The 25,229-nt window shown below is 61.7% G+C and carries 24 protein-coding genes; 9 read left to right on the top strand and 15 right to left on the bottom strand.

What is annotated here, in order from left to right; genetic code table 11:
- Nucleotides 1-12: 12 nt before the first annotated feature.
- On the top strand, nucleotides 13-174 hold the full coding sequence (locus tag AC19YY_RS05250) for a hypothetical protein (RefSeq protein WP_169956119.1): 162 nt from the start codon (nucleotides 13-15) through the stop codon (nucleotides 172-174).
- A 137-nt stretch (nucleotides 175-311) separates the two neighbouring features.
- Here the strand turns inward: AC19YY_RS05250 and AC19YY_RS05245 are convergent, their stop codons facing one another.
- From AC19YY_RS05245 to AC19YY_RS05230, 4 genes are all read right to left on the bottom strand, one after another.
- A complete protein-coding gene (locus AC19YY_RS05245) occupies nucleotides 312-752 on the bottom strand; it encodes a CBS domain-containing protein (RefSeq protein WP_169956176.1) in 441 nt (146 codons plus the stop codon).
- Nucleotides 753-876: 124 nt separating this feature from the next.
- Nucleotides 877-2,826 (bottom strand): DNA topoisomerase III, encoded by a 1,950-nt coding sequence (locus AC19YY_RS05240; protein WP_500603919.1) that lies wholly within the window; start codon nucleotides 2,824-2,826, stop codon nucleotides 877-879.
- A gap of 229 nt (nucleotides 2,827-3,055) precedes the next feature.
- Nucleotides 3,056-4,681, bottom strand: a complete 1,626-nt coding sequence (locus tag AC19YY_RS05235) for an MFS transporter (RefSeq protein WP_170043170.1) — start codon at nucleotides 4,679-4,681, stop codon at nucleotides 3,056-3,058.
- Between the two features lie 94 nt (nucleotides 4,682-4,775).
- Complete coding sequence (locus AC19YY_RS05230) at nucleotides 4,776-6,422, bottom strand: GMC family oxidoreductase (protein ID WP_492634408.1); 1,647 nt, start codon at nucleotides 6,420-6,422, stop codon at nucleotides 4,776-4,778.
- Nucleotides 6,423-6,551: 129 nt separating this feature from the next.
- On the opposite strand from AC19YY_RS05230, the gene AC19YY_RS05225 reads away from it, so the two are divergent.
- Nucleotides 6,552-7,439: a LysR family transcriptional regulator gene (locus AC19YY_RS05225; RefSeq protein WP_169956169.1), complete on the top strand. Its 888-nt coding sequence runs from the start codon at nucleotides 6,552-6,554 to the stop codon at nucleotides 7,437-7,439.
- A 145-nt stretch (nucleotides 7,440-7,584) separates the two neighbouring features.
- On the opposite strand, the gene AC19YY_RS05220 is transcribed toward AC19YY_RS05225, so the two are convergent.
- The 4 genes from AC19YY_RS05220 to AC19YY_RS05205 form a co-directional block, all read right to left on the bottom strand.
- Nucleotides 7,585-9,444: a DUF3857 domain-containing transglutaminase family protein gene (locus tag AC19YY_RS05220; protein WP_170043169.1), complete on the bottom strand. Its 1,860-nt coding sequence runs from the start codon at nucleotides 9,442-9,444 to the stop codon at nucleotides 7,585-7,587.
- Between the two features lie 151 nt (nucleotides 9,445-9,595).
- On the bottom strand, nucleotides 9,596-10,693 hold the full coding sequence (locus AC19YY_RS05215; protein WP_500603918.1) for a DNA alkylation repair protein: 1,098 nt from the start codon (nucleotides 10,691-10,693) through the stop codon (nucleotides 9,596-9,598).
- 124 nt (nucleotides 10,694-10,817) lie between these two features.
- Nucleotides 10,818-12,164: a glutamine synthetase family protein gene (locus tag AC19YY_RS05210; RefSeq protein WP_500603917.1), complete on the bottom strand. Its 1,347-nt coding sequence runs from the start codon at nucleotides 12,162-12,164 to the stop codon at nucleotides 10,818-10,820.
- A gap of 22 nt (nucleotides 12,165-12,186) precedes the next feature.
- On the bottom strand, nucleotides 12,187-12,744 hold the full coding sequence (locus AC19YY_RS05205; RefSeq protein WP_500603916.1) for a helix-turn-helix domain-containing protein: 558 nt from the start codon (nucleotides 12,742-12,744) through the stop codon (nucleotides 12,187-12,189).
- A gap of 206 nt (nucleotides 12,745-12,950) precedes the next feature.
- Between AC19YY_RS05205 and AC19YY_RS05200 the strand changes: the two genes are divergently transcribed.
- A complete protein-coding gene (locus AC19YY_RS05200) occupies nucleotides 12,951-13,256 on the top strand; it encodes an RcnB family protein (protein WP_070995670.1) in 306 nt (101 codons plus the stop codon).
- 175 nt (nucleotides 13,257-13,431) lie between these two features.
- The gene (locus AC19YY_RS05195; RefSeq protein WP_172314199.1) at nucleotides 13,432-14,637 is read left to right on the top strand and encodes an MFS transporter; all 1,206 of its coding nucleotides are present in this window, start codon (nucleotides 13,432-13,434) and stop codon (nucleotides 14,635-14,637) included.
- 129 nt (nucleotides 14,638-14,766) lie between these two features.
- Here AC19YY_RS05195 and AC19YY_RS05190 read toward each other — a convergent pair whose 3' ends face one another.
- The 3 genes from AC19YY_RS05190 to AC19YY_RS05180 form a co-directional block, all read right to left on the bottom strand.
- Complete coding sequence (locus AC19YY_RS05190; RefSeq protein ID WP_029296553.1) at nucleotides 14,767-15,015, bottom strand: DUF1652 domain-containing protein; 249 nt, start codon at nucleotides 15,013-15,015, stop codon at nucleotides 14,767-14,769.
- Nucleotides 15,016-15,026: 11 nt separating this feature from the next.
- A complete protein-coding gene (locus tag AC19YY_RS05185) occupies nucleotides 15,027-15,278 on the bottom strand; it encodes a CsbD family protein (RefSeq protein WP_029296551.1) in 252 nt (83 codons plus the stop codon).
- Nucleotides 15,279-15,412: 134 nt separating this feature from the next.
- Entirely contained in the window at nucleotides 15,413-16,906 is a 1,494-nt protein-coding gene (locus AC19YY_RS05180) for a PAS domain S-box protein (RefSeq protein ID WP_432755439.1), read from the bottom strand.
- Nucleotides 16,907-17,170: 264 nt separating this feature from the next.
- Here AC19YY_RS05180 and AC19YY_RS05175 point away from each other — a divergent pair, with 264 nt between their 5' ends.
- On the top strand, nucleotides 17,171-18,139 hold the full coding sequence (locus tag AC19YY_RS05175) for a hypothetical protein (protein WP_492634412.1): 969 nt from the start codon (nucleotides 17,171-17,173) through the stop codon (nucleotides 18,137-18,139).
- An 87-nt stretch (nucleotides 18,140-18,226) separates the two neighbouring features.
- Nucleotides 18,227-18,847, top strand: a complete 621-nt coding sequence (locus AC19YY_RS05170; RefSeq protein ID WP_169956157.1) for a transglycosylase SLT domain-containing protein — start codon at nucleotides 18,227-18,229, stop codon at nucleotides 18,845-18,847.
- Nucleotides 18,848-18,884: 37 nt separating this feature from the next.
- Here the strand turns inward: AC19YY_RS05170 and AC19YY_RS05165 are convergent, their stop codons facing one another.
- Together AC19YY_RS05165 and AC19YY_RS05160 are read right to left on the bottom strand one after the other, a co-directional pair.
- On the bottom strand, nucleotides 18,885-20,054 hold the full coding sequence (locus AC19YY_RS05165) for a hypothetical protein (protein WP_500603915.1): 1,170 nt from the start codon (nucleotides 20,052-20,054) through the stop codon (nucleotides 18,885-18,887).
- 14 nt (nucleotides 20,055-20,068) lie between these two features.
- Nucleotides 20,069-20,956 carry a nitrilase family protein gene (locus AC19YY_RS05160; RefSeq protein ID WP_500603914.1) on the bottom strand — a complete coding sequence of 296 codons (888 nt, stop codon included), beginning with the start codon at nucleotides 20,954-20,956 and terminating at the stop codon, nucleotides 20,069-20,071.
- Nucleotides 20,957-21,137: 181 nt separating this feature from the next.
- Between AC19YY_RS05160 and AC19YY_RS05155 the strand changes: the two genes are divergently transcribed.
- From AC19YY_RS05155 to AC19YY_RS05145, 3 genes are all read left to right on the top strand, one after another.
- A complete protein-coding gene (locus AC19YY_RS05155) occupies nucleotides 21,138-21,482 on the top strand; it encodes an FKBP-type peptidyl-prolyl cis-trans isomerase (RefSeq protein WP_169956153.1) in 345 nt (114 codons plus the stop codon).
- 136 nt (nucleotides 21,483-21,618) lie between these two features.
- Nucleotides 21,619-22,839, top strand: coding sequence for a putative DNA modification/repair radical SAM protein (locus AC19YY_RS05150; RefSeq protein ID WP_169956151.1), 1,221 nt, complete (start codon nucleotides 21,619-21,621; stop codon nucleotides 22,837-22,839).
- The gene (locus tag AC19YY_RS05145) at nucleotides 22,836-23,669 is read left to right on the top strand and encodes a TIGR03915 family putative DNA repair protein (protein WP_500603913.1); all 834 of its coding nucleotides are present in this window, start codon (nucleotides 22,836-22,838) and stop codon (nucleotides 23,667-23,669) included. Before AC19YY_RS05150 ends, AC19YY_RS05145 begins: the two co-directional genes overlap by 4 nt.
- Nucleotides 23,670-23,873: 204 nt before the next feature.
- Here the strand turns inward: AC19YY_RS05145 and AC19YY_RS05140 are convergent, their stop codons facing one another.
- Together AC19YY_RS05140 and AC19YY_RS05135 are read right to left on the bottom strand one after the other, a co-directional pair.
- Complete coding sequence (locus tag AC19YY_RS05140; RefSeq protein WP_029296543.1) at nucleotides 23,874-24,371, bottom strand: Lrp/AsnC family transcriptional regulator; 498 nt, start codon at nucleotides 24,369-24,371, stop codon at nucleotides 23,874-23,876.
- 14 nt (nucleotides 24,372-24,385) lie between these two features.
- A complete protein-coding gene (locus AC19YY_RS05135; RefSeq protein ID WP_262380948.1) occupies nucleotides 24,386-25,228 on the bottom strand; it encodes an ABC transporter ATP-binding protein in 843 nt (280 codons plus the stop codon).
- Between the last annotated feature and the right edge of the window lies 1 nt (nucleotide 25,229).

Below are 25,229 nucleotides of genomic sequence, written 5' to 3'. Positions count from 1 at the left end.
GACGCTTGAATCATGCAAGGTCAAAATGGTTACGTCAACGGTTATGTAGTGATTATTTTTGATCACTACATATTTTTTGCAGAAGAGAGGGCGGTCTGGGAAAAGGTGACTTGGGCGTCATTTTTTGTGCCGGGGAGTCGGGGTAAGCATGGCGATGCTGGACCCTTCCAGTGATCTAATGTGGGAGCGGGCTTGCTCGCGATAGCGGTGGATCAGTCAGTAATTTTTTTGACTGATCCACCGCTATCGCGAGCAAGCCCGCTCCCACATAAGCCTGTGTTCACATTGGCTTCGAGGTGTTTTGGTAAATGCTATTCGCCGCGGATGTACTGTTCCAATTGCTGGATAAGGGCAGCCTGTTCAGCGATGGCTTCCTTGACCAGGTCGCCGATGGACAGCAGGCCCAGCAGTTCTCCGCCTTCCACCACGGGCAGGTGGCGCAGGTGGCCGTCAGTCATGATACCCATGCAGTCTTCGACGCTTTTGTGGGTATCCACGGTGATTGCCGGTGAACTCATCACCTGGTGGACCTGTGTGCTCGTCGAGGACAGTCCATGGAGAATCAGTTTACGCGCGTAGTCGCGCTCACTGATGATGCCAACGACCTTGTCGTCCTTGACCACCGGCAAAGCGCCGACGTTCTTCGCTGCCATCACCACCAGCGCCTCAAACACGGTGTGGTTCCACTGGATGGTATGGACTTCCTGATTCTTCTGGTCCTTGGACTTGAGCAACTGTGCGACGGTTTTCATGGTGGCCACCCCGGTTTTGTTATTAGGCAGTTCCTACAGAATCCTAGACCGCTGGCGCCAGAGCAAGACCTAAAGCGGCGTATATCCGCTTGAAAAGCGTCATTACCCGACTTTTTTCGGTATTTCAGCCCTTGTTTGCCGGTTTTGCCGCCCGTTTCGGGCTGGCGCCGGCCTTGCGTTTGGCCGGCTTGCGTTTGTTTTTCCAGGGGGTGGCGCCACGGCCTGCCGGGCTGGCCGGGCCGCTGATGGTCATTTGCATACCATTGCAGCGGGCCACTTGCTTGCTCATCCAGGCTGCCTGCTTGGCGACAAACTCTTCCAGGCTCATCTCACCGCTTTGCACCATGTCCAGGGCCTGCTCCCAGATGGCGGTGGTGCCGGGATCGGCAATCGCCCTGGGTACCGCGTCGATAAGGCTGAAGGCCGCCGGTGTGGCAGACAGTGCCTTGCCGTTTTTCACCAGGTAACCACGGTCCAGCAGGCCCTGGATGATTCCGGCCCGCGTCGCCTCGGTGCCGATGCCGGTGGTGTCCTTGAGCTTTTGCTTGAGCAACGGGTCCTCCACCAGTTTGGCGACGTTCTTCATCGCCTTGATCAGGTCGCCTTCGGTGAAAGGCTTGGGCGGTTGGGTCCACAGGTCCTTGAGGTTGACCTTCGCCACTGCATAATCCTGGCCCTGCACCAACGCTGGCAAAGGCTGTGGCGCCGGCGCCTCGCGGCCCTTGCTGGGCGCCAGGGCTTCGGGCAAGGCGCGCTTCCAGCCCGGCTCCACCACCACTTTGCCTACCGCGCGCAGGGCTTCACCGGCACAGTCGAAATCCGCCTGGGTGCGGTCGTACTCGTGGTTGGGCAGGAACTGCGCCAGGTAACGGGCGCGGACCAGGGTGTAGACGGCGCGGTGCTTGCCGGTCAGTTGCGCGAGGTCCTTGCCGGCACCGGTGGGGATGATGCCGTGGTGGGCGCTGACCTTGGCGTCGTTCCAGGCACGGGAGCGGCGTTGCGCATCGAGGTGTGGCATCAGCGCATTTACCGCCGGGTCGGCGCGGCCCAGTGCCGCGAGAATAGTCGCCGCGTCGCCATGCTGGCTCACGGGCAGGTAGCCGCAGTCGCTGCGTGGGTAGGTGATGACCTTGTGGGTTTCGTAGAGGGACTGGGCGATATCCAGGGTTTCCTGGGCGCCGAGGCCGAGCTTCTTCGAGCAGATCTCCTGCAGCGTGCCCAGGTCAAAGGGCAGCGGTGCCACTTCGCGCATGCGTTCGGTGCGCAGCTTCACCAGGCGCGCGCTGGCTGCGTTGCTCATCGCCGTTGCCGCCTGCTGTGCCCGCTCCGGATTGAGGCAGCGGCCCTGATCGTCACAGAGATCGTCGGCGGCGCGCCATTGCGCGATAAAGCGCATCTGCTGGTCCAGCAGTTCGACGTCGATTGCCCAGTAAGCCACCGGGACGAAGTCGGCAATGCTGCGGTCGCGGTCCACCACCAGGCGCAGGGTCGGGGTTTGCACCCGGCCCACTGGCAATACGCCCTGATAGCCGGACTGGCGGCCGAGCAGGGTAAACAGGCGACTCATGTTCATGCCGATCAGCCAGTCGGCACGGGAGCGGCCCAGGGCCGAATGGTAGAGGCTGAAGGTGTCTGCGCCAGGCTTCAACGAGGCCAGGGCCTTGCGGATCGAGGCATCATCCAGAGCCGACAGCCACAGGCGCTGGATCGGCCCGCGATAGCGGCAATGCTCCACCAGCTCCCGGGCGATCATCTCGCCCTCGCGGTCGGCATCGGTGGCAATCACCAATTCCCGGGCTTCCCCGAGCAGGCGCTTGACCGCCTTGTACTGGTTGGCGGTCTTGGGCTTGACCGTCATCTTCCATTTTTCCGGGACGATGGGCAGGTCGGCCAGCACCCAGCGCTTGTACTTGGCGTCGTAGGCATCGGGCGGGGCGGTTTCCAGCAGGTGGCCGATGCACCAGGTGACGGTGACGTCGGTTCCCAGCCAGCAACCGTCGCCCCGGCGCCGGGCGCCGAGCACGGCCGCGATATCCTTGGCCTGGGAGGGTTTTTCACAGAGGAACAGCCGCATGCTCAGCCCATTCGTTACATAGTTGAATGGAGAGCAGGATGGGCAAAAGAAGGGAATTGAGCAACCTTTATCTGTATGGATATACAGCAATTTGTGTGGGCGCCGGCAAACCAATGTGGGAGCGGGCTTGCCCGCGATGACGGTGTGCCAGTCACTGCATTCATTGACTGACCTACCGCCATCGCGAGCAAGCCCGCTCCCACAAGGGATCTACAGGCTTTGCGGGATATTAGTTTTTATCCAGATCCACATTCTTGGTTTCCTTCAGGCACAGCAGCCCGACGATCAGGCTCACCCCGGTAATCACCACCGGGTACCACAGCCCGTAGAAAATATCGCCGGTGTACACCACCAGGGCAAACGACACGGTTGGCAGGAACCCGCCAAACCAGCCGTTACCGATGTGGTAGGGCAGCGACATGGACGTGTAGCGGATGCGCGTCGGGAACAGTTCCACCATCAGCGCGGCCAGCGGGCCGTAGCACATCGCGGCGATCAGGATCAGGGCGACGATCAGCACCACCACCATGGTTTTGTTGACCTGGGCCACGTCCGCCGATTTCGGGTAGCCAGCCAGGGTCACGGCGCCGCGCAGGGCGTCTTCGTCGTAGCCGTCGATGCGCACATCGCCGATGCTCACTTGCACGGCGCTGCCGGCAGGTGCGGCTTCGCTGCTGTAGGGCAGGCCCTGTTTGACCAGGAAGGTCTTGACCTTGTCGCATGGGCTGTCAAAGCGCGCCTTGCCCACCGGGTCGAACTGGAAGGTGCAGGTGGCCGGGTCCGCCAGTACGGTGATCGGGGCCTGGCGGCTGGCCTGGTCCATGGCCGGGTTGGTGTAGTGGGCCAGGCCCTTGAAGATCGGGAAGTACAGGGCGGTGGCCAGCAGCAGGCCAACCATCAGCACCGGCTTGCGCCCCCATTTGTCCGAGAGCCAGCCGAAGAAGATAAAGAACGGCGCGCCAATCACCACGCTGATGATCAGCAGCATATTGGCCAGGGCCGGGTCCATCTTCAGGAACTGGGTCAGGAAGAACAGCACGTAGAACTGCGCGGCGTAGAAGGTCACGGCCTGGCCGGCGTTGATGCTGAACAGTGCAATCAACACCACCTTGAGGTTTTCCCAGTTGCCGAACGACTCGCGGATCGGCGCCTTGCTGGCCTTGCCTTCCTCTTTCATTTTCAGGAACGCGGGCGATTCGTGCAGGCTCATGCGGATCCAGGTGGAAATCCCCAGCAGCACGATGGACAGCAGGAACGGCAGGCGCCAGCCCCAGACTTCAAACTGATCGCCTGTGAAGTAACGGCAGGCCAGCACCACCAGCAACGACAGCAGCAGGCCGAGGGTGGCGGTGGATTGAATCCAACTGGTATGGAAGCCGCGTTTGCCGGCCGGGGCGTGCTCGGCGACATAGGTCGCGGCGCCACCGTATTCACCGCCCAGGGCCAGGCCCTGGAGCATGCGCAGCACCACGAGGATGATCGGCGCAGCGATGCCGATGCTGGCGTAGGTGGGCAACAGGCCTACGCAGAAAGTCGCCACGCCCATCAGGATGATGGTGGCGAGGAAGGTGTACTTGCGCCCGATCATGTCCCCCAGGCGGCCGAATACCAGCGCGCCGAACGGCCGCACCACAAAACCGGCGGCAAAGGCCATCAAGGCGAAGATAAAGGCCGTGGTGTCGTTGACCCCGGCAAAGAATTGCTTGCTGATCACCGCCGCGAGGGCGCCATAGAGGAAAAAGTCATACCACTCGAACACCGTCCCCAGGGACGAGGCGAAGATGACCTTTTGCGACTCCTTGCTGGAGACAGTGGCGCCAGGAGTGGCGTCCAGGGGTTGAGCACGTTCTGACATGGGGTAGCCCTCACAGTGATTATTTATTGTTGTTCCACTGTCGGCGCCAACTTCAGCGCCGCTCTTGCCCTGTAGGCTTGCCGGCTTCTACAGGTCATGCCGGTGTTGTCTGTTCTCTTTCGGGGGTGAGGTTCCTTGTTGGCGGGGACAGGATCAGTTGCGCGGCTTTTTCCGCGATCATCAACGTGGGTGAGCAGGTGTTGCCGGAGGTGATACGCGGCATGATCGAGGCATCGGCGATGCGCAGGCCCGGCACGCCGTGCACGCGCAATTGGGCATCGACCACCGCGTCCTTATCCTGGCCCATGCGGCAGGTGCCGACCGGGTGAAAGATCGTGGTGCCGATCCGCGCTGCGGCTTCCTGCAATTGTTCGTCGCTCTGCAACGCCTCACCGGGCAGGTATTCCACCGGGTTGAAGGGGCGCAGGGCCTGGGCGCCGACAATGCGCCGGGTCAGGCGGATGGCTGCGGCGGCCACGCGCAAGTCTTCGGGATGGCTCAGGTAGTTGGGCTGGATCAGGGGCGGCGCCGCCGGATCGGCCGAGCGGATATCAATGCGTCCGCGACTCTGTGGGCGCAAGTCGCAGACCGACGCGGTAAACGCCGGGAACGCGTGCAGCGGTTCGCCAAAGCGCTCCAGCGACAGCGGCTGCACGTGGTATTCGAGGTTGGCCGAAGTCTGTTCCGGTCCCGAGCGGGCGAAGGCGCCGAGTTGGCTGGGGGCCATGGACAGCGGGCCGCTGCGGTCATACAGGTATTGCAGGCCCATGCCCATCTTGCCCCACACGGAGCCGGCGATCTGGTTCAGGGTGCGGGCGTTTTCCAGCTTGTAGATCAGCCGCAGTTGCAGGTGATCTTGCAGGTTGCCGCCGACTCCTGGCAGTTCGTGCCGTACCTCGATGCCCAAGGGCTTGAGGATGCTCGAAGGGCCGATCCCGGAGCGCTGCAGGATGCCGGGCGAACCCACGGCACCGGCGCACAGGATGATTTCCTTGCGCGCTTGCCACGTCACCGCTTGCCCTTGCTGGCGGCCCGCCACTGCACTGGCGCGGCCGTTTTCCAGGAGTACGCGGTCGACTTCCACGCCAGTGAGCACCGTGAGGTTGGCGCGCTGGCGGATGGGCTTGAGAAACGCCTTGGCCGCATTCCAGCGCACGCCGCCTTTCTGGTTGACCTGGAAGTAGCCACACCCCTCGTTATCGCCCTGGTTGAAGTCGTCGATGCTGGCGATGCCGTTCTGCTTGGCGGCTTCGCGGAAGGCGTCGAGGATCGGCCAGTGCAGGCGCTGTTGTTCCACGCGCCATTCGCCGCTGTCGCCATGCAGCGGCGAGGCACCGGCAAAATGGTTTTCGCTTTGTTTAAACAGCGGCAATACATCGTCCCAAGCCCAGCCGGGATTGCCTTCGGCGGCCCAACCGTCGTAGTCATTGGCCTGGCCGCGCATGTAGATCATGCCGTTGATCGACGAGCAACCGCCCAACACCTTGCCCCGCGGATAGCTCAACGCACGGCCTTGCAGGCCAGACTGGGCCTCGGTCTTGAAGCACCAGTCGGTGCGCGGGTTGCCGATGCAGAACAGGTAGCCGACGGGGATATGGATCCAGGGATAGTTGTCGCGCCCGCCCGCTTCAAGCAGCAACACGCGATGGGCAGGGTTGGCGGACAGTCGGTTGGCCAGCAGGCAGCCCGCAGGGCCGGCGCCTACCACCACGTAATCGTATTGCGCAGGTGCAATAGTCATCTGGGGTCTCGCTTGTTTTTCTTATTGGCTCCATCCTAGTTGTTAGTTTTCGTCTTAAAAATGTTAGTTTTTACCCAGCTGCTGTGCGTTTTTAAACAGCGCTGCGCTCATGGCCGAGAGGGGGGTGACATGTTCGACTGGAATGACCTGCGGTATTTTCTTGAGTTGCAGCGCAGCGGGCGCCTGCTCACCGCCGCCCAGCGCCTGAAAACCACGCATGCGACCGTAGCCCGGCACATCGAGGCCATCGAGAAAAGCCTCGGCACTGCGCTGTTTGTGCAGCACGCCCAGGGTTATGAACTGACGCCGTCGGGCGAAGCGCTGCTCAAGCATGCCGAAGCCATGGAGAACGTGGCGCTGCTGGCCGAAGAAGAACTGACCCATTCCGCCGCGCCCCTGGGCAAGATTCGCCTGGGGGTGGCCGAAGGCTTGGGCGTGATGTTTCTCGCCAGCCGCATGGGTGGCCTGTTCGAGCGTTATCCGGGGCTGGAAGTGGAACTGGTGGCGGTGCCGCGCTTTGTCAGCATCCTCAACCGTGAGGCCGAGATCAGCATCCACCTGGAGCGGCCCAGCGTCGATCAACTGGTCACGCGCAAACTCACCGACTACCGCCTGGCCCTCTACGCCAGCCGCAGCTACCTGGCGCGCACGCCAGCCATCGAGAAACGCGAAGACCTGGCCGCCCATGCCTGGATCGATTATGTCGACGACCTGTTGTTCAGCCAGGAATTGAAATTCCTCAGCAGCTTTTGCCGCAACCCCAGGGTGGTATTCCACAGCACCAGCGTGATCGCCCAGCACCAGGCGGCGCGCTCAGGGCTGGGGATTGCGGTGTTGCCATGCTTTATGGCCGCCGGCGACCCGGACTTGGTGCCGCTGTTGCCGGAGGAGGGCATCCAGCGCAGCTACTGGATCAGCTCCCGGCGCGAACTGCACAAGTCGGTGCGGTTGCGGGTGTTGTGGGATTACGTGGTGGAGTTGTGCGCCAAGGAGCAGGGGCTGCTGTTGGGCGAGTAGCGAAGGGCAAGGGGGCTTTACAGAGATCAAATGTGGGAGCTGTCGAGCCCCTGCGAGGCTGCGATGGCGGCAGGTCAGTCAACATCAATGCTGGCAGTACCGCCGTCATCGCAGCCTCGCAGGGCGAGACAGCTCCCACACAGGCTTAGAGTTTTACCGTCTGGTGCACCTGTTCACCACACGCACGGGCATCGTTGATCATCTTTTCAAACGGCGCACTGACGATTTCATCATGGCTCAACCAGCGCACTTTCTGGGTCAGCCGGTAGTGGTAGCGCAAGCCATCCTTGAGCGGTTCGCCATCGAGTTCCAGGTCATACCAGGGCGAGCTGATCTTGCAGCCCTGAACCGGCTTGTCCATCTTCCCGCCGGTCAAGGTAAAGGTGTAGTCGACGGTGTCCGGATTGCCCAGGTACAGGTCGCCCCGTTGCCCGTTGCGGCGGTAGTTGAGCAGGCCGTCCCACTTCTCCTTGAGCGACTGGTCGGTGTAGACGTAGCCTTCGTCGAGTTTTTCCAGGGCGCGCAGGTCAGTCATGCTGGCCTTGACCGTGTAGCTGTCGGGCTGCACAAACCCGGTGGGTTGGCGGGTGACCTGGCAATCGCTGATCTCGCGGCCAAAGTTGTCGCAGATATTCTGGTCGGTGGCGGTGGCGCCCTGTTCGCGGTCAGCCATGCTCAATTGCATCAGCGTCAGGCGGCTGAAGGTGACGCTGGCGCGGGTCGTGCCGTTGCCCTGCTTGTCGTAATGCACCTGCTTGTCCAGGCGGATGCTGGTGTCAGGGCGCGCCAGGGGGATGTGTTCCTCGCGTACCTGGCCCTGTGCATCGTTGACCAGCACCCAGCGATCCTGGATGTCGGGCATGGTCTGGCCCGGGGCGAACACCGGGTTGGTCGGGTCCAGCCACCACACCTGGCCGGCCACTTCGGCGCGCACGATCGCATGGTTGGGCGCGCCAGTGCCCGGCACCAGCAGTGAATCCACCACATCCCCACGGCTGACCCAGGCGGTCTCGGCCTTGATCCCGCTGGCCTTGAGCATGGCGGTCAGGAGAATCGCCAGGTCCTTGCAGTCGCCGTAACCGTGCTGTTCGATCTCTGCCAGGTTAAACGGCACATAGCCGCGATCCGTGGCGCGCCAGTCGCCCAGGTAGCGGTAGTGATCGTTGATGTGCTGCATCAGCCCGGCCACTTGTTGGGCCGGGGCCAGGCCCTTCACCGCCGCCACGGCAGCGGCACTGGCGGCCGGCAGGTTGGCCGCGAGGATCTGGTTGTAGCGCTGGGCAAAGCCGCCAAAGTGCTTTTGTACATCGAGGCTGCTGCCCACTTCGATCCGGGGGATCACCCGCATATAGGCGTGGCCCGATTCGTTGATGTAGTTGAGATAGCTCGGCGCTTTTTGCTCGATGTCCAGGGTCTTGCGATTGACCGACGGGGTGATGGTGAAGCCATCCATCGACTCGGCGCGCCACTCGATGGGCCGTTCGGCGGTGAAGCGCGCCTTGAGCCGATCGCGGCGGGCGTTGCTGGGGCCAAACTGCAGGGCGTAGTGGAATTCGGTCATCAGCGGCTTGGCCGGGTGATGTTCGCGCACGGTGTAGCGGATCTGTGTGCCGACCCGCAGGTTGGGGAAGGCCAGGGACGTTTGCTTGAGGCGGGAAAACCCCTGGTCGGGGTTGGGCGCGGTGCGCGTATCGATCTGCGCCTCGTCCAGCGCCTGGGGCTTGCCGCCGGGCTGGGTGGACTCGGCGTGCAGCACTTCAAAACCATCGCCTTCGGCGTAGTTGAAGTCGATTCGCGACAATATCTCCCGGCCACTGGGCTGGAGAATGGTGTAGTGATAGGTGGTGGTGCAATCGGTGCTGGCGTCACGGTTGAAGTGGCAGTGCAGCTCGGATTCGTTGGCAAGTGCAGCTTCGGCCATGGGTTGCAACGCGGCATGGGCGGTGTGCGAAACAAGCCCCAGACTGGCGCATATCAAAGGGCGGTAAAACGAGAAACGGTGCATGGGCGCCTCAGGTGGAACGTTGACACAGATACCCTGGCGGGTACCGAGAAGGCAGCAGATGATAATGGATCGCAACACCAAAGGCTAGCATTGTAGGACAATAAATATCGCCGAAAGGCCCGAGATAGAGCCTTCGGATGAGTAGGAAGGGTCAGTCGATCAGCTCAAAGCCGGTGCTGCCCAAGCGTTCGCCGTTCACCAGTACATGCACGGTGTGCTGGCCGGGGTAGTGCTTGCGCGTAGTCATGTCGCGGATGTGTTGGCCACGCAGCACGGTATGCCGTTCACCCGCGCCGAGGGTAAACGCCTTGAGCTTGAACACTTTGGCGGCGCTATGGCCGGCGCTTTTTACGTAGTCGATGGCGTAGTCCACCACCAGTTTTTGTGGGGCACTGGCCAGGGATTCGAGGGTGAACGACAGATTGATCCGCTCACCCAGGCGAATCACCGCCGGCTCGACCTTGAACTGGTGGATCTTCACCTCGGCCCGCGCGCCTGCGCCGATGATCGTCAGCGCGCGGGTGTTGCCTTGCTTGATCAGGCTGCGCAGGGCGTGGCGGGCGATCCAGGCGGTGTGGGGGTTGTCCAGGGACCAGCTCTCGATCACCTGCAGCACCCAGTCGGGATGATCCTTAGTGATGTCGTTGAGGTGGTTGGCCACGGATTTGCGCACATACAGGCTGCTGTCGGCCTTGAGGTTCTCCAGGATCGATGCGCACAGGCGCGGGTCGGCCTGCACCTGGGCCAGGCGAAACGACCACGGCAACCTCGGCCGCGAGCCCTCGCTGGCGAGGCGGCGTACGTGTTCATTGTCATCCAGCGACCACTGCTGCATCACCGCCAGGGTGCGCTCGAAGTCCTTGAGCAGAAAAGCCCGCACGGCAAATTCGGCAGAGCCAAAGGTGGTGAAGTACTTGAGTGCCGCCATCGAGCGCTGGAAGTCATCCAGGCCATAGCTGGCCACATAGTGCCCGAGGAACAGGCTGACAAAACCGCTGTTCAGGCGCGGGGCCAGGGCATACAGATGCTTGAGGGTGTGCGCATAGTCCAGGGGGATCACCGCGTGCAGGCTTTCACTGACGCGGGCCATGCGCTGCATCACCGACAACCCGTCCAGGTCGCGCCTGGCGTGCTTGAGAAATCCCTTGGCATCGAATGACGGGTACACCGCGCTCATCTCATCGGCGATGTGCTGCAGGCGTTCGAGGTTGAAGATTTCCTTGAGGGCAGGGGTGCTTTGCTCGGTCATGGGGAGTCCGCAGGAGAGGGCGTTCGTCGGGCTTTTTCAAGGTAACACCTTGCTCAAGGCCGCGAAGCTCAAAATGTGGGAGCAGGCAAGCTATTCCCACAAGGGGGGGCAGGGTGCTCGGTATTTACAGATACCAGCGATATTCCCGCGCATTGATCTCCTGCTGGAAAGCCAGGTGATCCTGGCGTTTGTTTTCGCAGTAGACGTCGACAAACTCCGCGCCCAAGCCCTCGCGCAGCGCAGGTTGCTGTTGCATGGCGCGCACGGCCTCGAGCATTTCCAGGGGGAAGTCGTGGCCGCTGTCGCGGTCCTCGTTCAGCGGTGCGATAGGTTCGCGCGCCGCCTCCAGGCCATGTTCAAGCCCGACCAGGATTGCCGCCAGCACCAGGTATGGATTGGCGTCGGCACTGGCCAGCCGATGTTCGATTCGCAGGTTGCGCGGGTCGGACTCGGGAATGCGCACGCAGGCATCGCGGTCTTCATAACCCCAACAGGCCTTGGTAGCGGCATTGACCGTACCGCCCAGGCGGCGGAAGGCGTTGTGGTTGGGTGAGAAAATCGGCATGCAATGGGGCAGCAGTTCCAGGCAACCCGCCACCGCGTGGCGCAACGGTTGCTGCTGGTGCGCCGCCAGCAGGTTGTTGCCGGCAGCATCGTACAGGCTGACATGCGCATGCATGCCACTGCCCGGATGTTGCAGGTAGGGCTTGGCCATGAAACTGGCGCGATAGCCATGCTTGAGCGCCACGCCACGGGTGCTGCGGCAGAACAGCGCGGCCCAGTCCGCGGCGCGCAGGCCGTCGTCGAGGTGGCCGAAGTTGATTTCAAACTGGCCGGGGCCCAACTCGGCAGTGATCACCGTAATGTCGATCCCTTGGGCCTGGGCGGTCTGCACCATGTCATCGAGTACCGGGGCGAAACGCGACAGCCGCTCGATGTGCAGGGTCGGTTGGTCATCGGGGTCGTCGCTCAACGGGTCGCGGGCAAATTGCGGCAGGCCGTCGGCCAGTTTCCGGTCGAACAGGTAGAACTCCAGCTCGAACGCCACCACCGGGTGAATGCCCTTGCGGTGCAGGCGTTCCAGGACTTTGGCCAGTACTTCCCGGGGCTCGAATTCGATGGGCGCCTCGGTGCCGTCAGAGGTGATCAGCATCTGCCCCAGGGGCTGCGCTTCCCAGCTCACCGGCTTGAGCGTGCCGGGCACCAGGCGGCGGTTGGCGTCGGGGTCGCCGTCGTGGAAGCAATAGTCGCCGATCTTGAACAAACCGCCCTGGGCGCCCAGCAGTACCGCGTTCTGCGGCAGCTTCAGGGGGCTGCCGGCGGCGACTTTTTCCAACATTTCAACCGGGTAGCGCTTGCCGTAGAACCGCCCTGGGATGTCCAGGCAAATCAGGTCGACATAACGTACATCCGGATGGTTCTGGCGAAAGGTCCGCACTTCGGCCAGTAACGTGGAGGAATGGCTTTTCACGGGTGACGCTCCTTGGTGTGCCTCAGTTATAGACCCACAGCACGCGGGCCGGCAGGTCGGTCAGGTTGCCATAGCGGCAGTGGGCGAAACTGGCCAGGTGAAAGCTGTCACCGGGGCCGAGGGTGACCGCCTCGGCCTCGCCCTCGACCCACAGCGTCAGGTGGCCTTCCAGCACAAAACCGGCCTGTTCGGCGCGGTCGCTCATGGTCTGTTCGCCACTGTTGGCGCCGGGTTCGAGCAGGCTGTCGAGGATCGAAAACGCCCCTTGCATGCTCGGCGAGACGAGGATGTCGGTGATGCCATTGGCGTAATACACCGTGCGCCGCTCGTTGGGGCGCGTGACCCAGTCCACCGCCTTGGGCTTGGACAGGCTGTAGAAATAAGTCGTGGGCACATCGAGGGCATGGCTGATGGCAGTCAGGTCCGCTACGGTGGGGCGCGATAACCCCCGCTCGACCTGGGACAGGAACCCCACGGAACGCTCGATCTTCTGTGCCAGTTGGGCCAGGGTGAGCTTTTTGTACTTGCGCAGGTCGTGAATCAGGATCGCCAGGGCGTCCAGTTCTTCTTGTTTGTCCATGGGGATTTCGTGAAATTCTTATCTAAAAATTTCATGAAAAATTACAGGATTAATTTCACCAGCGCAATAGGCGGTCCAGTGTAGGAGCCGGCTTGCCATCCACCGCGGGATTTTCCGGCAGGCAATCGGTGCCTGGATTGCCGGTGAATGATTGCCCAGCCCTGCTGTCGGAACCTGGGTACACATCATTTATTGAAGGAATGCCCATGAAAGCAACGTCCCTGATTGCCAGCCTGCTGGTTGCCGCCAGCCTGTCCGCCACCAGCCTTACCGTGCAGGCCGAGGACAATCCGCAGAAAACCGTGGAGCCTTCAAACATCAATACCCGAGACTTGAAAGTGGGAGACCGTGCGCCGGATATCCTGGTGCGCAAGGAATCGGCCCTTGCAGACTGGAAAAAGCGCGGGCTCAAAGCCCCCCATGACGACAGCCAGTGGGCGCGGGTCAATGACCGTTATGTGCTGGTGAAAATCACCAATGGCACCATTCTCGATATCACCCCTGCCAAGTAACCGGGTTGGGGGAAGGGGCCCGCGCCCTTCTTCCCCCTTTGCGCTGCGCATTTAAAAATTGCATGCACGAATGCATAAAAACAGTCTTTTTTGCCGCTCATCCTGAGTTAAGGTAGCTGCGCTTCGCGCCCGTCATGGCGTGTGCAACGACTCCTTTTCAGGAAACGAGAGCAGGATGCTGAACACAATAAAAAACTACCCCCGCAGTGTGAACCTGCTGCTGTCGGCCACGCTGGTACTGACCCTGGCCAAGGCGATCACCTTTCCCTATATGGTGATCTACCTGTCCAGCCACTTTGCCCTGGGCATCAGCCAGGTGGGCCTGGTGATCGGCAGTTCGCTGATCGTCGGCTCCCTGTTGAGCGTGTATGGCGGTTTCCTTGTGGACCGGGTCAACAGCTACCGGCTGTTGCTGGGCCTGAGCCTGTTGTTCGTCCTCGGGTTTGTCGGCACGCTGCTGGCCCGCGAGCTGTGGCTGTTCTATAGCTGCCTGATCCTGATCAACCTGGCGTATGCGGTGATCGACGTCGCGGTCAAGGCCGGTTTTGCCAGCCTGTTGCCTGTCGACGCGCGCAGCGAAGTGTTTTCCATCAAGTACACCCTGACCAATATCGGCTACGCGGTAGGGCCGTTTTTAGGGGCGATGGTGGCCAAGGTCGACATGAGCCTGCCATTTGTCTTGTCGGTGCTGCTGGGGCTGGGTTTCTTCCTGCTGTACTGGCGTTGGGGCGACCGCAGCCTGGCCACGGTCGACGCCGCGCAAAAGCCGGTGCCCTTCATCGCGGTGGGCCGGGTGTTGCTGCGCGATCATCGCCTGGTGTGCTTCACCCTCGGTGGCCTGCTCAGCGCCGTGGTGTTCGGGCAGTTCACGGCCTACCTGTCGCAATACCTGGTGACCACCTCGGACGCCGAATACACCTACACCGTAATCAGCGCCATCCTGACCACCAACGCCCTGTTGGTGATTGCCCTGCAATACGTGATTGGCCGGCAGATCAGCCACCGTCACTTGAGCCGCTGGCTGCTCCTGGGGCTGGCGATGTTCATGGTGGGGGTGATCGGCTTTGCGCTGTCCACCAGCGTGTGGTGGTGGGTGGTGTCGATGGCGATCTTTACCGTGGGGGAAATCATCGTATTCCCCGCCGAGTACATGTTTATCGACCGCATCGCCCCGGACCACCTGCGCGGCATGTACTACGGTGCGCAAAACCTCTCCAACCTCGGCGCGGCGCTGGGGCCGGTATTGTGCGGGCTGGTACTCGCCAGCCTGCCGGCGCACTACATGTTCTACATGCTGGCGGGGTTTATCGTGGCTGGGGGGCTGTTCTACTTTATCGGGGCGTCGTTAAAGCCGCGCCCTGACATCACACCACCTGGGTAAACGTCTGCGGCCCTGTGGGAGCGGGCTTGCCCGCGATTGCGGCCTGTCAGTAAATGCATCTTTGACTGAGCCGCCGCCATCGCGGGCAAGCCCGCTCCCACAGGGGATAGTGCCTACAAGGGGGTGGGGTCAGATGGAGATGGCACCGCCCACGGTGTTGCTGTGCAATTCGTAGCGCAATTCTTCGACCATCGTCGCGACGTCCTGCGGGGTCTTGAGCTTGTTCACGCTGATCCCGGTGACCACCAGGTCCACGCGCCCACTCTCGGCATCAAACACCTTCAACGTCAGTGACGAATCGCGGCACAGGGTGAACTCGCAAGTCAGTGGCAACAAGGCTTCTTCGATGCAATTACGCAGTTGGGACAAGGTAAACATGCCGGCCCCCATTAACGACGACGCAGCAACAGGCCCAGGACCAGACCCACGCCCGCGACGATTGCCACGGTGGCCAGCGGCTTGCGTTGGGCAAAGTCACCGACATTGTCCAGCACATCGCCATAGGTCTGTTGCAGTTGGCCGGCCGCCTGGCGCGCTACGCCCTGGGCCTGGAGTTGTTCGTCATCGGTCATGTCGCCAAGAAAGTCCTGGGCCTTGCCGACGGCCTTTTCCACGCGGCCTTTGATTTGTTCACTTTTCATGATGTCTCCTTCAAGGGCAACAATCGCCATGGCACAGAGCGTCAAACCCTGTGGCTACCCTTCAAGGTTAAGCAGCCCATCCCCTCGCAATAAGGCGAATTTGCACTGGTAGGGCTAGTGCATTTGCACTTGCTTCATGGTTTTTTTACCCGTCGCTCGCCGGCAAACAGCCCTCGTTCCCGCGCCCATACAATCGCGGCGCTGCGGCTGTGTACGTTGAGCTTGGAGTACACCGTTGCCACATGATTGCGCACGGTGTTGGGCGCCAGCTTCAGGCGCGAGGCGATTTCCTTGTCGGCCAGGCCTTCACAGATCAACCCCAGTACATCGCGCTCACGAGCGGTCAGGTCGGTGAAGGCGATGTTCGGCTGGTTGGGGCTGTTGACGCTCTTGGCGTTGGCCAGTTTTTCGATCAGGGTCTGGCTGAACCAGGAGGCGTCCTTCATCACTTCCTCGATGGCCGACACCAACTCCAGCTCCGAGCGTTTGCGCTCGGTGATGTTCATCATCACCAGCAGGTAACAGGCGGTGTCCTGGATGGTTACGGTGTCGGCCGACACCACGCAGTCAATCACCTCATTGCCTTTTTTGCGGATCTTCAGGTCCTGGCCTTCGAGGCTGCCGGCCTTTTCCAGGGTGGCGAACAACTGCGTGCAGGCCTCGCTGCTGTCGATAAAGTTGATATCGCTGATGGATTTGCCGATCAACTCTTCGCTGGTGTAGCCGGTGATGGTCATGAACGCATCGTTGACGTCCACCACCTGCTGATTGCCCGCGTCGCACACCAGGGTTGGCACCGGCGTCAGGCGGAACGACTTGGCAAACCGCTCCTCGCTCTGGCGCAGGGCGGTTTCGGCCTTGCGCCGGGGCTCAAGGTCAGTGAAGGAAAACAGCATGCATTCCTCATCGTTCATATCCAGCGGCTGGCCGGCGACAATCACCAGCTTGCTGCCGCCTTCGGGCAGCTTCAGCTCGGCTTGCATCTGCGGGATGGTCGCACCTTCGCCCAGGCGCTGGATTGCCAGCTCCTTGCGCTCGGCCTGTTCCAGCACGTCCAGTTCGTACACCGAACGGCCGATCACCTGGTCGCGGTTGTAGCCGGTCATTTCGAGGAAGCCCTGGTTGACCTTGATATAGCGCAAGTCACTCAGGCGGCAGATCACTGCCGGCGCCGGGTTGGCGTTGAAGGTCTTTTCAAAGCGCTGCTCGGCGCTGGCCCATTCGGTGGCATCGCTCAAGATCAGCACCAGCAATTCCGGCTTGCCGGCGCTGTCGGTGAGCGCCAGGCTGCGCAGACGATGGACCCAGGTACGGTCGGTGTCGGCGATGGGCGTGACTTCGACCACCACATCGCTGAACTCTTCGCCGTTGGCCACCCGGCTCAGGGGATAGGCCTCCAGGGGCAGCGGGTGATTGTTGCGGTAGCGCAGGGCAAAGCGCTCGGCGTATTCGGCGGTGTTGGCCCCCAGCCCGGCGATGTCATCCAGGCCATGCATGGCCAGCGCGGCTTCGTTGGCCCACAGAATGCTCTGGTCGATCTCGGCGAGAATCACCCCATCGGACAGGCCGGAAATGATCTGCTGCAATTGGCGGCGATTGGTTTCTTGGGCGAGGACGGCCTGGCTCATGGTTTCTCCAAAAAAATCCGCGTAGGAGCCGGCTTGCCGGCGATGAGGCCCCAAGCTTCATCGCACGCCTTACGGCCGTCTTCGCCGGCAAGCCGGCTCCTACAGGTGGTGTGTGTGGAGTACGACAACTGGCCTTGAGCATAGTGCAGACCGATTCAGCTTGGCGGGGTGCGAATGCACCAGTTGCCCTAGTGCAATTGTGCCGAGACCGCAACCTCCGGCCTCGACACACTGACGGCCTACTCACTTGTCCAAGGAACGATCATGACCACTTTGTATGAAACCAACCGCTCGCCTTTTCGAGTGTCCTGGGGCTCGGTACTGGCCGGTAGTGCAATTGCCCTGGTGACCTACCTGGTGCTGAGCGTGCTGGGCACCGCCATCGGCGCCAGTGCAGTCGACCCCATGGCGGCGGGTAACCCGCTGAGCGGTTTTGGCACCGGTGCCGGGATCTGGCTGTTTGTCTCCACACTGTTGGCGATTGGCGTGGGCGCCTTCGTCGCCGGCCGCACCGCCCCGGATCGCGGCGGCCTGCACGGCGTCCTGAGCTGGACCATCACCACCTTGCTCACCACCTGGCTGCTGGCGGCATTGGCCACCAGCGTGGTCGGCGCAGCGGGCAATGTGGTCGGCAAAGGCCTGTCGGCGGCCGGCAGCGGAATTGCTGCGGTAGCCCCCGGCATCAGCGACAGCGTCAAGCAGCAGTTGAACGAGAAGGGCATCAGCCTGGATTGGGACAGCTTGCAGGGCGAACTCGACACCTTGCTCAAACAAAGCGGCAAGGCTGAACTGGATCCGGCCAATGTCGAACAAAAAGCCGACCAGGCAGCGGCAGACGGCCAGCAAGCGGCTACTGATGCCGCCACCAACCCGGCCCAGGCTGCGACTGAGCTCAAGCAATGGTTCGAACGCGTCAAAGCTTCGGGTGAGCCTGCGTTGAATGCAGCGGACAAAGAGGCGCTGGTCAACATCGTCGCTGCCCGCACCGGCAAGAGCCAGGCCGAGGCTAGCCAGATCGTCGAAAACTATGCCCAGGCGTATCAGCAGGCCGTGCAGAAAGTCGAAGAACTGAAAGCCCAAGCCGAACAAAAGGCTCGTGAAGCTGGCGAAGTGGCGGCCAAGCAACTGTCCCGCGCGGCGTGGAGCACTTTGTTGATGTTGGTACTGGGCGCCGCATTGAGCTTTGGCATCGGTCGCCTGGCCATTTCGACCCGTAAAGTGCCCGTGGCTTGATCAAGGTCCATTGATGTCGTAACCACAACACCTTGCGTGAGCGCGTAAACTGTCGGCTTTTTTACGCGCTCATGCAAAGGTACGCTTTTGACCCCGCTAAAAACCACAGCCCTCCTGCTATTCACCACCCTGTTGGCGGCGTGCGGCACTTCACCGCCACGCACCCCTGACGACATCTGCGGCATCTTCCGCGAAAAGGACGACTGGTACGACGCGGCCAAAGTCACCCAGAAGCGCTGGGGTGTGCCGATCCAGGTGCCGTTCGCCATCATGTATCAGGAATCGGGCTTCCGGCAGAACGCCAAGACCCCGCGCAAGTACCTGCTATGGATCATTCCCTGGGGCCGCGTCAGCACCGCAGCCGGCTACGCCCAGGCCAAGGATGAAGTGTGGGGCGACTACCAGAAAAGCACCGGCCGCAACTGGGCCAGCCGCCAGGACTTCGACGATGCCATCGACTTTGTCGGCTGGTACATGGACAAGACCGCCAGCATCAACGGCGTATACAAATACGACGCCTATGGCCAATACCTCAACTACCACGAAGGCTGGGGCGGCTACCGTAACCGCACCTACGCCAGCAAGGCGTGGCTGTTGCCGGTAGCCGGCAAGGTCAAGGCCCGCTCCGATCTGTATGCGCGCCAGTATGCGGGGTGCAAGGCGGATCTGGAGCGGGGGTTCTGGGGGCGGTTCTGGCGCTGGTTGTGAGGCCAGCGGGTCAGGCTCATGAGCCTGACCCGCGTGTTTACGCGATCAGCCTGCCAACGATGAGCACAATCAATAAGGTGCTCAGCGCCATCGAGATCACATTGCCGATATACGGATGAATGTATGCCGGCAGCCGGCCCGCAATGGCACAGGCCAGCGGTGGTGCAATCAGCGCGCCGAGCAACGCGCTCGAACCGACCACCATCCAACTTCCGCCATGGGTCAACACCGCCGCCGGTACGACCGACACCAGCGGCACATAGGTGGGATACCAACCGCGCTTGATCCACTGACTGCGCCAGATCAGCACGCCCAATGCCGATGTCAGCGCCTGGGCACCGATCAGTTGCAGCACCAGTCCCGAACCATAGGCAGCGCTCAATGGGTTCAAGGCATACGCCAGCAGGACCCCCGCCAGCAGGCCAAGGCTGGCCCACTCATTGCCGAAGAACGGCGCTTCGGAAAAGTCCGCCAAGACCCTGCGCAAACTCCAGCCCAGGCCATAGGTTGGCGGCTTGAGCGGCAACGGTTTGTCCGTGGCGATAAAGTCCGAACGCACCAGAATCGGAACGCGACGACAAACGACAAAGGCCATCACACTGCCCGCCGCCATGCCCAGTACGTTGCCAATCACCACCGGTAACTCCAGCGGTACACAGACAAAATTGACAATCAGCAAGCACATCGGCGTGACCAACAGCGCACCCAGCAACGCGCCGTTGAGGGTGACCTTCCAGCCGCCACCAAACATCAGCACCATCGCCGCCGGCAGGGAAACAAACGCGGCGAAGGTGGGCTGCCAGGTGTCCGCAGTGAGCGTCCACCCCCACAACAGATTGCTCAACAGCAGGCCCAGCAGGGAACTGGTCACCAGCCACGGCCACAGCCCACTGCCGTAGCAAATCGCAAAACCCTGCCAGCGCCTGCCGGTGCGGCTGGCCCACCAGGCCAGGTACGCACCCGCCAGCAACCCGAGGGAGGCCAGTTCATGCTTGTAGAAGGCTACCTCGCTGATATCCCCCAATACCCAGCGCAGCCAGGCGATTGGCTCGGGTAAGCCTGCCACCATATCGCCGTAGCCGGGCCAGGAGCCCTGATGTGTGAGGGCCGTCCAGAGGATCAGCAAGGCACTGATGAACACCAATGCGATGATCGCCTTATCGACTTGAGATCGCGCGGTCCCGGGCTTGATGAATAGATTTTCCATGACCCACCCTCCCTTCAGCGTGGCAGGGCAGGGTGATGGGAATAGCCGAGCATCTGATCGTACAGATCATGGCGCCGGTCACGGTGCAGGTCGTTGAGGCTGTTCCAGATCGGCGCACTGCGGGCGCTGGTCAGGTCGATATCGGCGAACAGGATTTCCTGGCGGTTGGCCGACGCCACCTTGCCGATAGGCCAGCCATTGGTCCCGGCGATCAGCGAACACCCCAGGTAGCGCGCATCGCGCTCCTCACCGATACGGCTGGCAGCGGCGATAAACACGTTATTGACATGGGCGGCGGTCATGGTCAGGTACGACGCCATGCATTTGCCGGCCTCGTCGAACAGCGGCGGCGGCGTCCACACCCAGTTGTTGAGGCTGCAAATGATATCGGCGCCTTGCTGGCTAAGGATCCGTGACACTTCCGGGAACCAGATATCCCAGCAGATCAACAGGCCAATGCGCCCGATAGGCGTTTCAAATACCGGAAAACCCAGGTTGCCGGGGGTGAACCACAACTTTTCCAGGTTCCACAAATGGGCCTTGCGATACTTACCGATCAACCCATCCGGGCCCAGCAGTACTGCGGTATTGAACAACTGCCGGCCATCGATCTCATTCAGGCCCGCCACCAGATACACCTGATGGGTGGCGGCAAACGCCATCCAGGCCTGCACACTGCTCCCGCCGGGAATGGCCTCGGCATGCTCGAATGCGTCCTGGCGGCTGCGGAAGAAGTAACCGCAGTTCGACAACTCCGGCAGCACGATCAGATTAGCCCCACCACCGACCGCCTCCGCGGCCAAGGCCAGGCTGCGCTGAAGATTGTCTTCGCGGTTGTCCAGACCGACCTGGGGATCGAACTGCACCACAGCGACACGGACGGGGCTTGTTGATTCGTTCATTGGGGGTGACCTCTTATTTTTATACAACCGGGGTGGTTGGTTTTTTATAAGAGGGGAAAAAATGGACAGGGTTAAGTCAGGCGCTTCTGGCTGGGGTGTAGTCTGGATCCTTTAGAGGGCACTTGCCAAAGACGCTGGATTCTGGGAAAAAGCCCGCCAGTGTGAACCCAACGAGACCCCCATGAGCACCGAAGAACTGCAAATCACCGACATCCGCCAAGGCGACGGCAAAACCGTGGTCAAGGGTGCGCTGATCACCACCCAATACACCGGCACCCTGGAAGACGGCACGGTGTTTGATTCGTCCTGGGAGCGGGGCAAACCGTTTCAGTGTGTGATCGGTAGCGGTCGAGTTATTAAAGGCTGGGACCAGGGCCTTATGGGGATGAAGGTCGGTGGCGTGCGCAAGCTGTTTGTGCCGGCGCATCTGGCTTATGGCGAGCGGACGATGGGCGCGCACATAAAGCCCCATAGCAATCTGCATTTCGAGATTGAGTTGCTGGAAGTGCTGACGCGCGACGATTGACGGCCTGACACCACGCAACCGTAGGAGCCGGCTTGCTTGCTCCTACGGTGATTTGTTCTACCGTTCGCCTGTCTCCCCTTGAATGGCGGGTGCTGCTCCTGATACTGTACAAAAACACAGTATTGGGTGGCCCGCCATGCAGTTGATCGAAAAACTCAGCATCCTCGCCGATGCCGCCAAGTACGACGCGTCCTGCGCCAGCAGCGGGGCGCCCAAGCGCACCTCCGAGGGCAAGGCCGGGCTGGGGTCGAGCGATGGCATGGGCATCTGCCACAGCTACACGCCCGACGGGCGCTGTGTGTCGTTGCTCAAGGTGCTGCTGACCAATTTCTGCCTCTACGACTGCCAATACTGTGTCAACCGCCGCTCCAGCGACGTGCCCCGTGCACGGTTCAGCCCGGAGGAGGTGGTGAGCCTGACCCTGGACTTCTACCGGCGCAATTGCGTCAGCGGGCTGTTTCTCAGCTCGGGGATCATCCGTTCGGCGGACTACACCATGGAGCAATTGGTGCGGGTCGCCAAGTTGCTGCGTGAGGAGCATGACTTTCGCGGTTATATCCACCTCAAGACCATCCCCGAAGCCGATCCTGCGTTGATTGCCGAGGCCGGGCGGTATGCCGATCGCTTGAGCGTGAACATCGAATTGCCCACTGATAAAAGCCTGCAGATCCTCGCGCCGGAGAAGCAGATCGGTTCGATCAAGCAGGCGATGCAGACGATTTTCACCGGTGAGCAAACCGTGCTCAACGAGCCACGGGCACCGCGTTTCGCCCCGGCCGGGCAAAGCACCCAGATGATTGTCGGCGCCGATGACACGGACGACAGCACCATCCTCCACGGGGCCGAGGCGTTGTATGGCAACTTCAAGCTGCGCCGGGTGTATTACTCGGCCTTCAGCCCGATTCCCAATAGCCCGAAAAGCGTGCCTCTGGCGGCGCCGCCATTGATGCGCGAGCACCGGTTGTACCAGGCGGATTTCCTGCTGCGCAGTTACGGGTTTCGCGCCAATGAGTTGTTCGCGGGGCCGGGGGATCTGGCGCTGGACATCGATCCCAAGCTGGCCTGGGCCCTGGAACATCGCGAGGTGTTCCCGCTGGACCTGAACCGCGCCGAGGCGACGTTGATCGCACGTATCCCGGGGATTGGCCTGCGCACCACCGAGCGCCTGGTGGAGCTGCGCCGGCAACGCAAGATCCGTTTTGAAGACCTGGCACGCATGCGCTGTGTGTTGAGCAAGGCCAAGCCGTTTTTCATCACCAGCGACTACCACCCCCAGCAAGCAGAAAGCACCAGCGTGCTGCTGCGCGAGCAACTGCGCGACCGCCCGCAACCGCAACAGATGGGGTTGTGGGGATGATCAGCCTGGAATGCGACAACCTGTTCAGCACCTGGCGCGAGCAGGCGCGCTGGCTGCTCAGTCATCAGATCGACCCCAGCCATGTGTGTTGGGGCGAAGCGGAAGTGGCGGACCTGTTCGCCACCGATGAGCACTACCCCCCGCACAATGGCCCGTTCCAGGCGCGCATTCCCAAGGCCCTGCTGGAGCTGCTGGAAAGCGCCGCCTGTTACCACGGCGAACAGCGCTGGAGCCTGTTGTATGAAGTGCTGTGGCGCGTCAGCCATGGTGACCGCACGGCGATGATGGCGGGGGATCAACTGGGCAGCGAGCTGCAGCGACGGATCAAGCAGGTACGGCGTGAGGCCCATCACCTGCATGCGTTTGTACGTTTTATTGCCCTGCCGCAAGCCGCGGGACCGCAACTGCCGGAGTATGTGGCGTGGCACGAGCCGGCCCACGACATTCTGCACAGTGCCAGCCAGCACTTTGTCGGGCGCATGGGCCGCCATCGCTGGATGATCGCGACGCCCCTGGATGGGGTGTATTACGACGGTGAGCAGTTGATCCATCAACGCCAGTGCCCGGAGCAATGGCAGCAGTTGGCGCAGAATGTCGAAGATCCGCACAGTGCCATGTGGCTGACCTATTACAGCCATATCTTCAACCCGGCGCGGTTGAATCCTAAGGTCATGGAAGGGCACCTGCCGAGCCGGTTCTGGAAGAATTTGCCGGAGGGCAAGTTGATACCGGGGTTGATCAGCGAGGCGCGGACGGGCAAGCAGCGGGATGGGCAGGCGAAGCTGATTGGTGAGCGCCCTGGTAAGCGGATTTCAGGCGGGCAGGGTTAAAACGTGTGGGAAGCATATGGGAAGCATATAGGAAGCATATGGCGGGCTGGCTTGTGTGGGAGCTGGCTTGCCTGCGATAGCATCACCTCGGTATAGCTGATAGACCGAGGCGTCTGCATCGCAGGCAAGCCAGCTCCCACACAGGCCAGCCCCCACACCAGCCCACCCCCCACATCTGATCTGCATCGTGTGAGGCGATGGGGTTCAGGCCAGCTCAGTCGCGGTGTTTTTCACCACCGCCAGCTCTGGATGGGCCACCAGTTTGTCGATGTGCAGCTCGTCATTGTTCAACCAGGTTTCCGTCAGCACGCGGTAGTGCTCCATGTCCCGGCAGCGCATGCGCAGGCTGTAGTCGAAGGGGCCGCTGATCAGTTGGCATTCGAACACCTGCGGGCAGGCCTTGACGCAAGCTTCGAAGGCTTTTTGCGCCGAGCGCCCACTTTGGTTGGACAGGGCCACCAGCACCAGCAACGACAACCCCGGCGAGACCATCTGCACATCGATGATCGCGCCATAGCCGCGGATCACCCCGCGCCGTTCCAGCTTGCGCACCCGTTCCAGGCAGGGCCTGGGCGTCAGGTGCACCAGCGAAGACAGCTTCTCGTAGGTGATGCGCCCCTGATGGCGCAGTACATCGATGATGGCTTCATCGATGCGATCCAGCGCAGGGGAGGAATGGGGTCCGTTGGCCTTGGTATCCATGGTCGATTCTGTGTTCACTTCAAGCGGTTGGAGAGAAATTGCTGCAAGCGTTCGCTGTTGGGATGGTCGAGGATCTCGGCGCTGCCTTGTTCTTCGACGCGGCCCTGATGCAGGAACAGCACCTGGCTGGACACTTGCCGGGCAAAGCCCATTTCGTGGGTGACCATGAGCATGGTACGACCTTCCTCTGCCAACGTCTGTATGACTTTTAGGACTTCCCCTACAAGCTCTGGGTCGAGTGCCGAGGTCGGTTCGTCGAACAGGATAATCTCCGGCTCCATGGCCAGGGCCCGGGCGATGGCCACGCGCTGTTGCTGGCCACCGGAGAGAAACGCCGGGTATTGGTCGGCGACCCGGCCCGGCAGGCCCACTTTATCCAGGTACATCCGCGCGCGTTTTTCTGCCTCGGCGCCACTCACGCCCAACACCCGGCGCGGCGCCATGCAGATGTTTTCCAGCACGGTCATGTGGCTCCACAGGTTGAAGTGCTGGAACACCATGGCCAGGCGCGTGCGCAGGTTCTGCAGTTGCGCCTGGTGCGGCGCCTGCACGCCTGCGCGGCCCGGGCGCATTTCAATGCTGATGCCGTCCAGGGTGATCACCCCGGCGTCGGGTTGTTCGAGGAAGTTGATGCAGCGCAGCATGGTGCTTTTGCCGGAGCCGCTGGCGCCGATCAGGCTGATCACATCGCCCTTGCTGGCGTTGAGCGAAACACCCTTGAGCACTTCATGGTCGCCATAGCTTTTATGCAGGTCTTCGACCTTGAGTTTGACGTTGGCGCCGGCCGCCACCACGCTCGGGCGGGGCGCGGCAACGTGGGTGGGATGAGCGGCCAGGGCCTGTGCGGACTGATTCATG

It is taken from the genome of Pseudomonas sp. MF09156, assembly GCF_059862305.1.
The sequence above is the reverse complement of the archived record's forward strand: the minus strand, read 5'-3'. Positions and strand labels throughout refer to the sequence as shown.

Excerpts from the sequence above, each read along its gene's own strand:
- AC19YY_RS05145 (WP_500603913.1), top strand. The coding sequence starts at position 22,836 with ATGATCAGCCTGGAATGCGACAACCTGTTCAGCACCTGGCGCGAGCAG.
- AC19YY_RS05180 (WP_432755439.1), bottom strand. The coding sequence starts at position 16,906 with ATGAGCCAGGCCGTCCTCGCCCAAGAAACCAATCGCCGCCAATTGCAG.
- AC19YY_RS05165 (WP_500603915.1), bottom strand. The coding sequence starts at position 20,054 with ATGGAAAATCTATTCATCAAGCCCGGGACCGCGCGATCTCAAGTCGAT.
- AC19YY_RS05195 (WP_172314199.1), top strand. The coding sequence starts at position 13,432 with ATGCTGAACACAATAAAAAACTACCCCCGCAGTGTGAACCTGCTGCTG.
- AC19YY_RS05155 (WP_169956153.1), top strand. The coding sequence starts at position 21,138 with ATGAGCACCGAAGAACTGCAAATCACCGACATCCGCCAAGGCGACGGC.
- AC19YY_RS05235 (WP_170043170.1), bottom strand. The coding sequence starts at position 4,681 with ATGTCAGAACGTGCTCAACCCCTGGACGCCACTCCTGGCGCCACTGTC.
- AC19YY_RS05185 (WP_029296551.1), bottom strand. The coding sequence starts at position 15,278 with ATGAAAAGTGAACAAATCAAAGGCCGCGTGGAAAAGGCCGTCGGCAAG.
- AC19YY_RS05140 (WP_029296543.1), bottom strand. The coding sequence starts at position 24,371 with ATGGATACCAAGGCCAACGGACCCCATTCCTCCCCTGCGCTGGATCGC.
- AC19YY_RS05225 (WP_169956169.1), top strand. The coding sequence starts at position 6,552 with ATGTTCGACTGGAATGACCTGCGGTATTTTCTTGAGTTGCAGCGCAGC.
- AC19YY_RS05240 (WP_500603919.1), bottom strand. The coding sequence starts at position 2,826 with ATGCGGCTGTTCCTCTGTGAAAAACCCTCCCAGGCCAAGGATATCGCG.
- AC19YY_RS05205 (WP_500603916.1), bottom strand. The coding sequence starts at position 12,744 with ATGGACAAACAAGAAGAACTGGACGCCCTGGCGATCCTGATTCACGAC.
- AC19YY_RS05175 (WP_492634412.1), top strand. The coding sequence starts at position 17,171 with ATGACCACTTTGTATGAAACCAACCGCTCGCCTTTTCGAGTGTCCTGG.
- AC19YY_RS05220 (WP_170043169.1), bottom strand. The coding sequence starts at position 9,444 with ATGCACCGTTTCTCGTTTTACCGCCCTTTGATATGCGCCAGTCTGGGG.
- AC19YY_RS05160 (WP_500603914.1), bottom strand. The coding sequence starts at position 20,956 with ATGAACGAATCAACAAGCCCCGTCCGTGTCGCTGTGGTGCAGTTCGAT.
- AC19YY_RS05230 (WP_492634408.1), bottom strand. The coding sequence starts at position 6,422 with ATGACTATTGCACCTGCGCAATACGATTACGTGGTGGTAGGCGCCGGC.
- AC19YY_RS05215 (WP_500603918.1), bottom strand. The coding sequence starts at position 10,693 with ATGACCGAGCAAAGCACCCCTGCCCTCAAGGAAATCTTCAACCTCGAA.
- AC19YY_RS05150 (WP_169956151.1), top strand. The coding sequence starts at position 21,619 with ATGCAGTTGATCGAAAAACTCAGCATCCTCGCCGATGCCGCCAAGTAC.
- AC19YY_RS05190 (WP_029296553.1), bottom strand. The coding sequence starts at position 15,015 with ATGTTTACCTTGTCCCAACTGCGTAATTGCATCGAAGAAGCCTTGTTG.
- AC19YY_RS05245 (WP_169956176.1), bottom strand. The coding sequence starts at position 752 with ATGAAAACCGTCGCACAGTTGCTCAAGTCCAAGGACCAGAAGAATCAG.
- AC19YY_RS05250 (WP_169956119.1), top strand. The coding sequence starts at position 13 with ATGCAAGGTCAAAATGGTTACGTCAACGGTTATGTAGTGATTATTTTT.
- AC19YY_RS05200 (WP_070995670.1), top strand. The coding sequence starts at position 12,951 with ATGAAAGCAACGTCCCTGATTGCCAGCCTGCTGGTTGCCGCCAGCCTG.
- AC19YY_RS05135 (WP_262380948.1), bottom strand. The coding sequence starts at position 25,228 with ATGAATCAGTCCGCACAGGCCCTGGCCGCTCATCCCACCCACGTTGCC.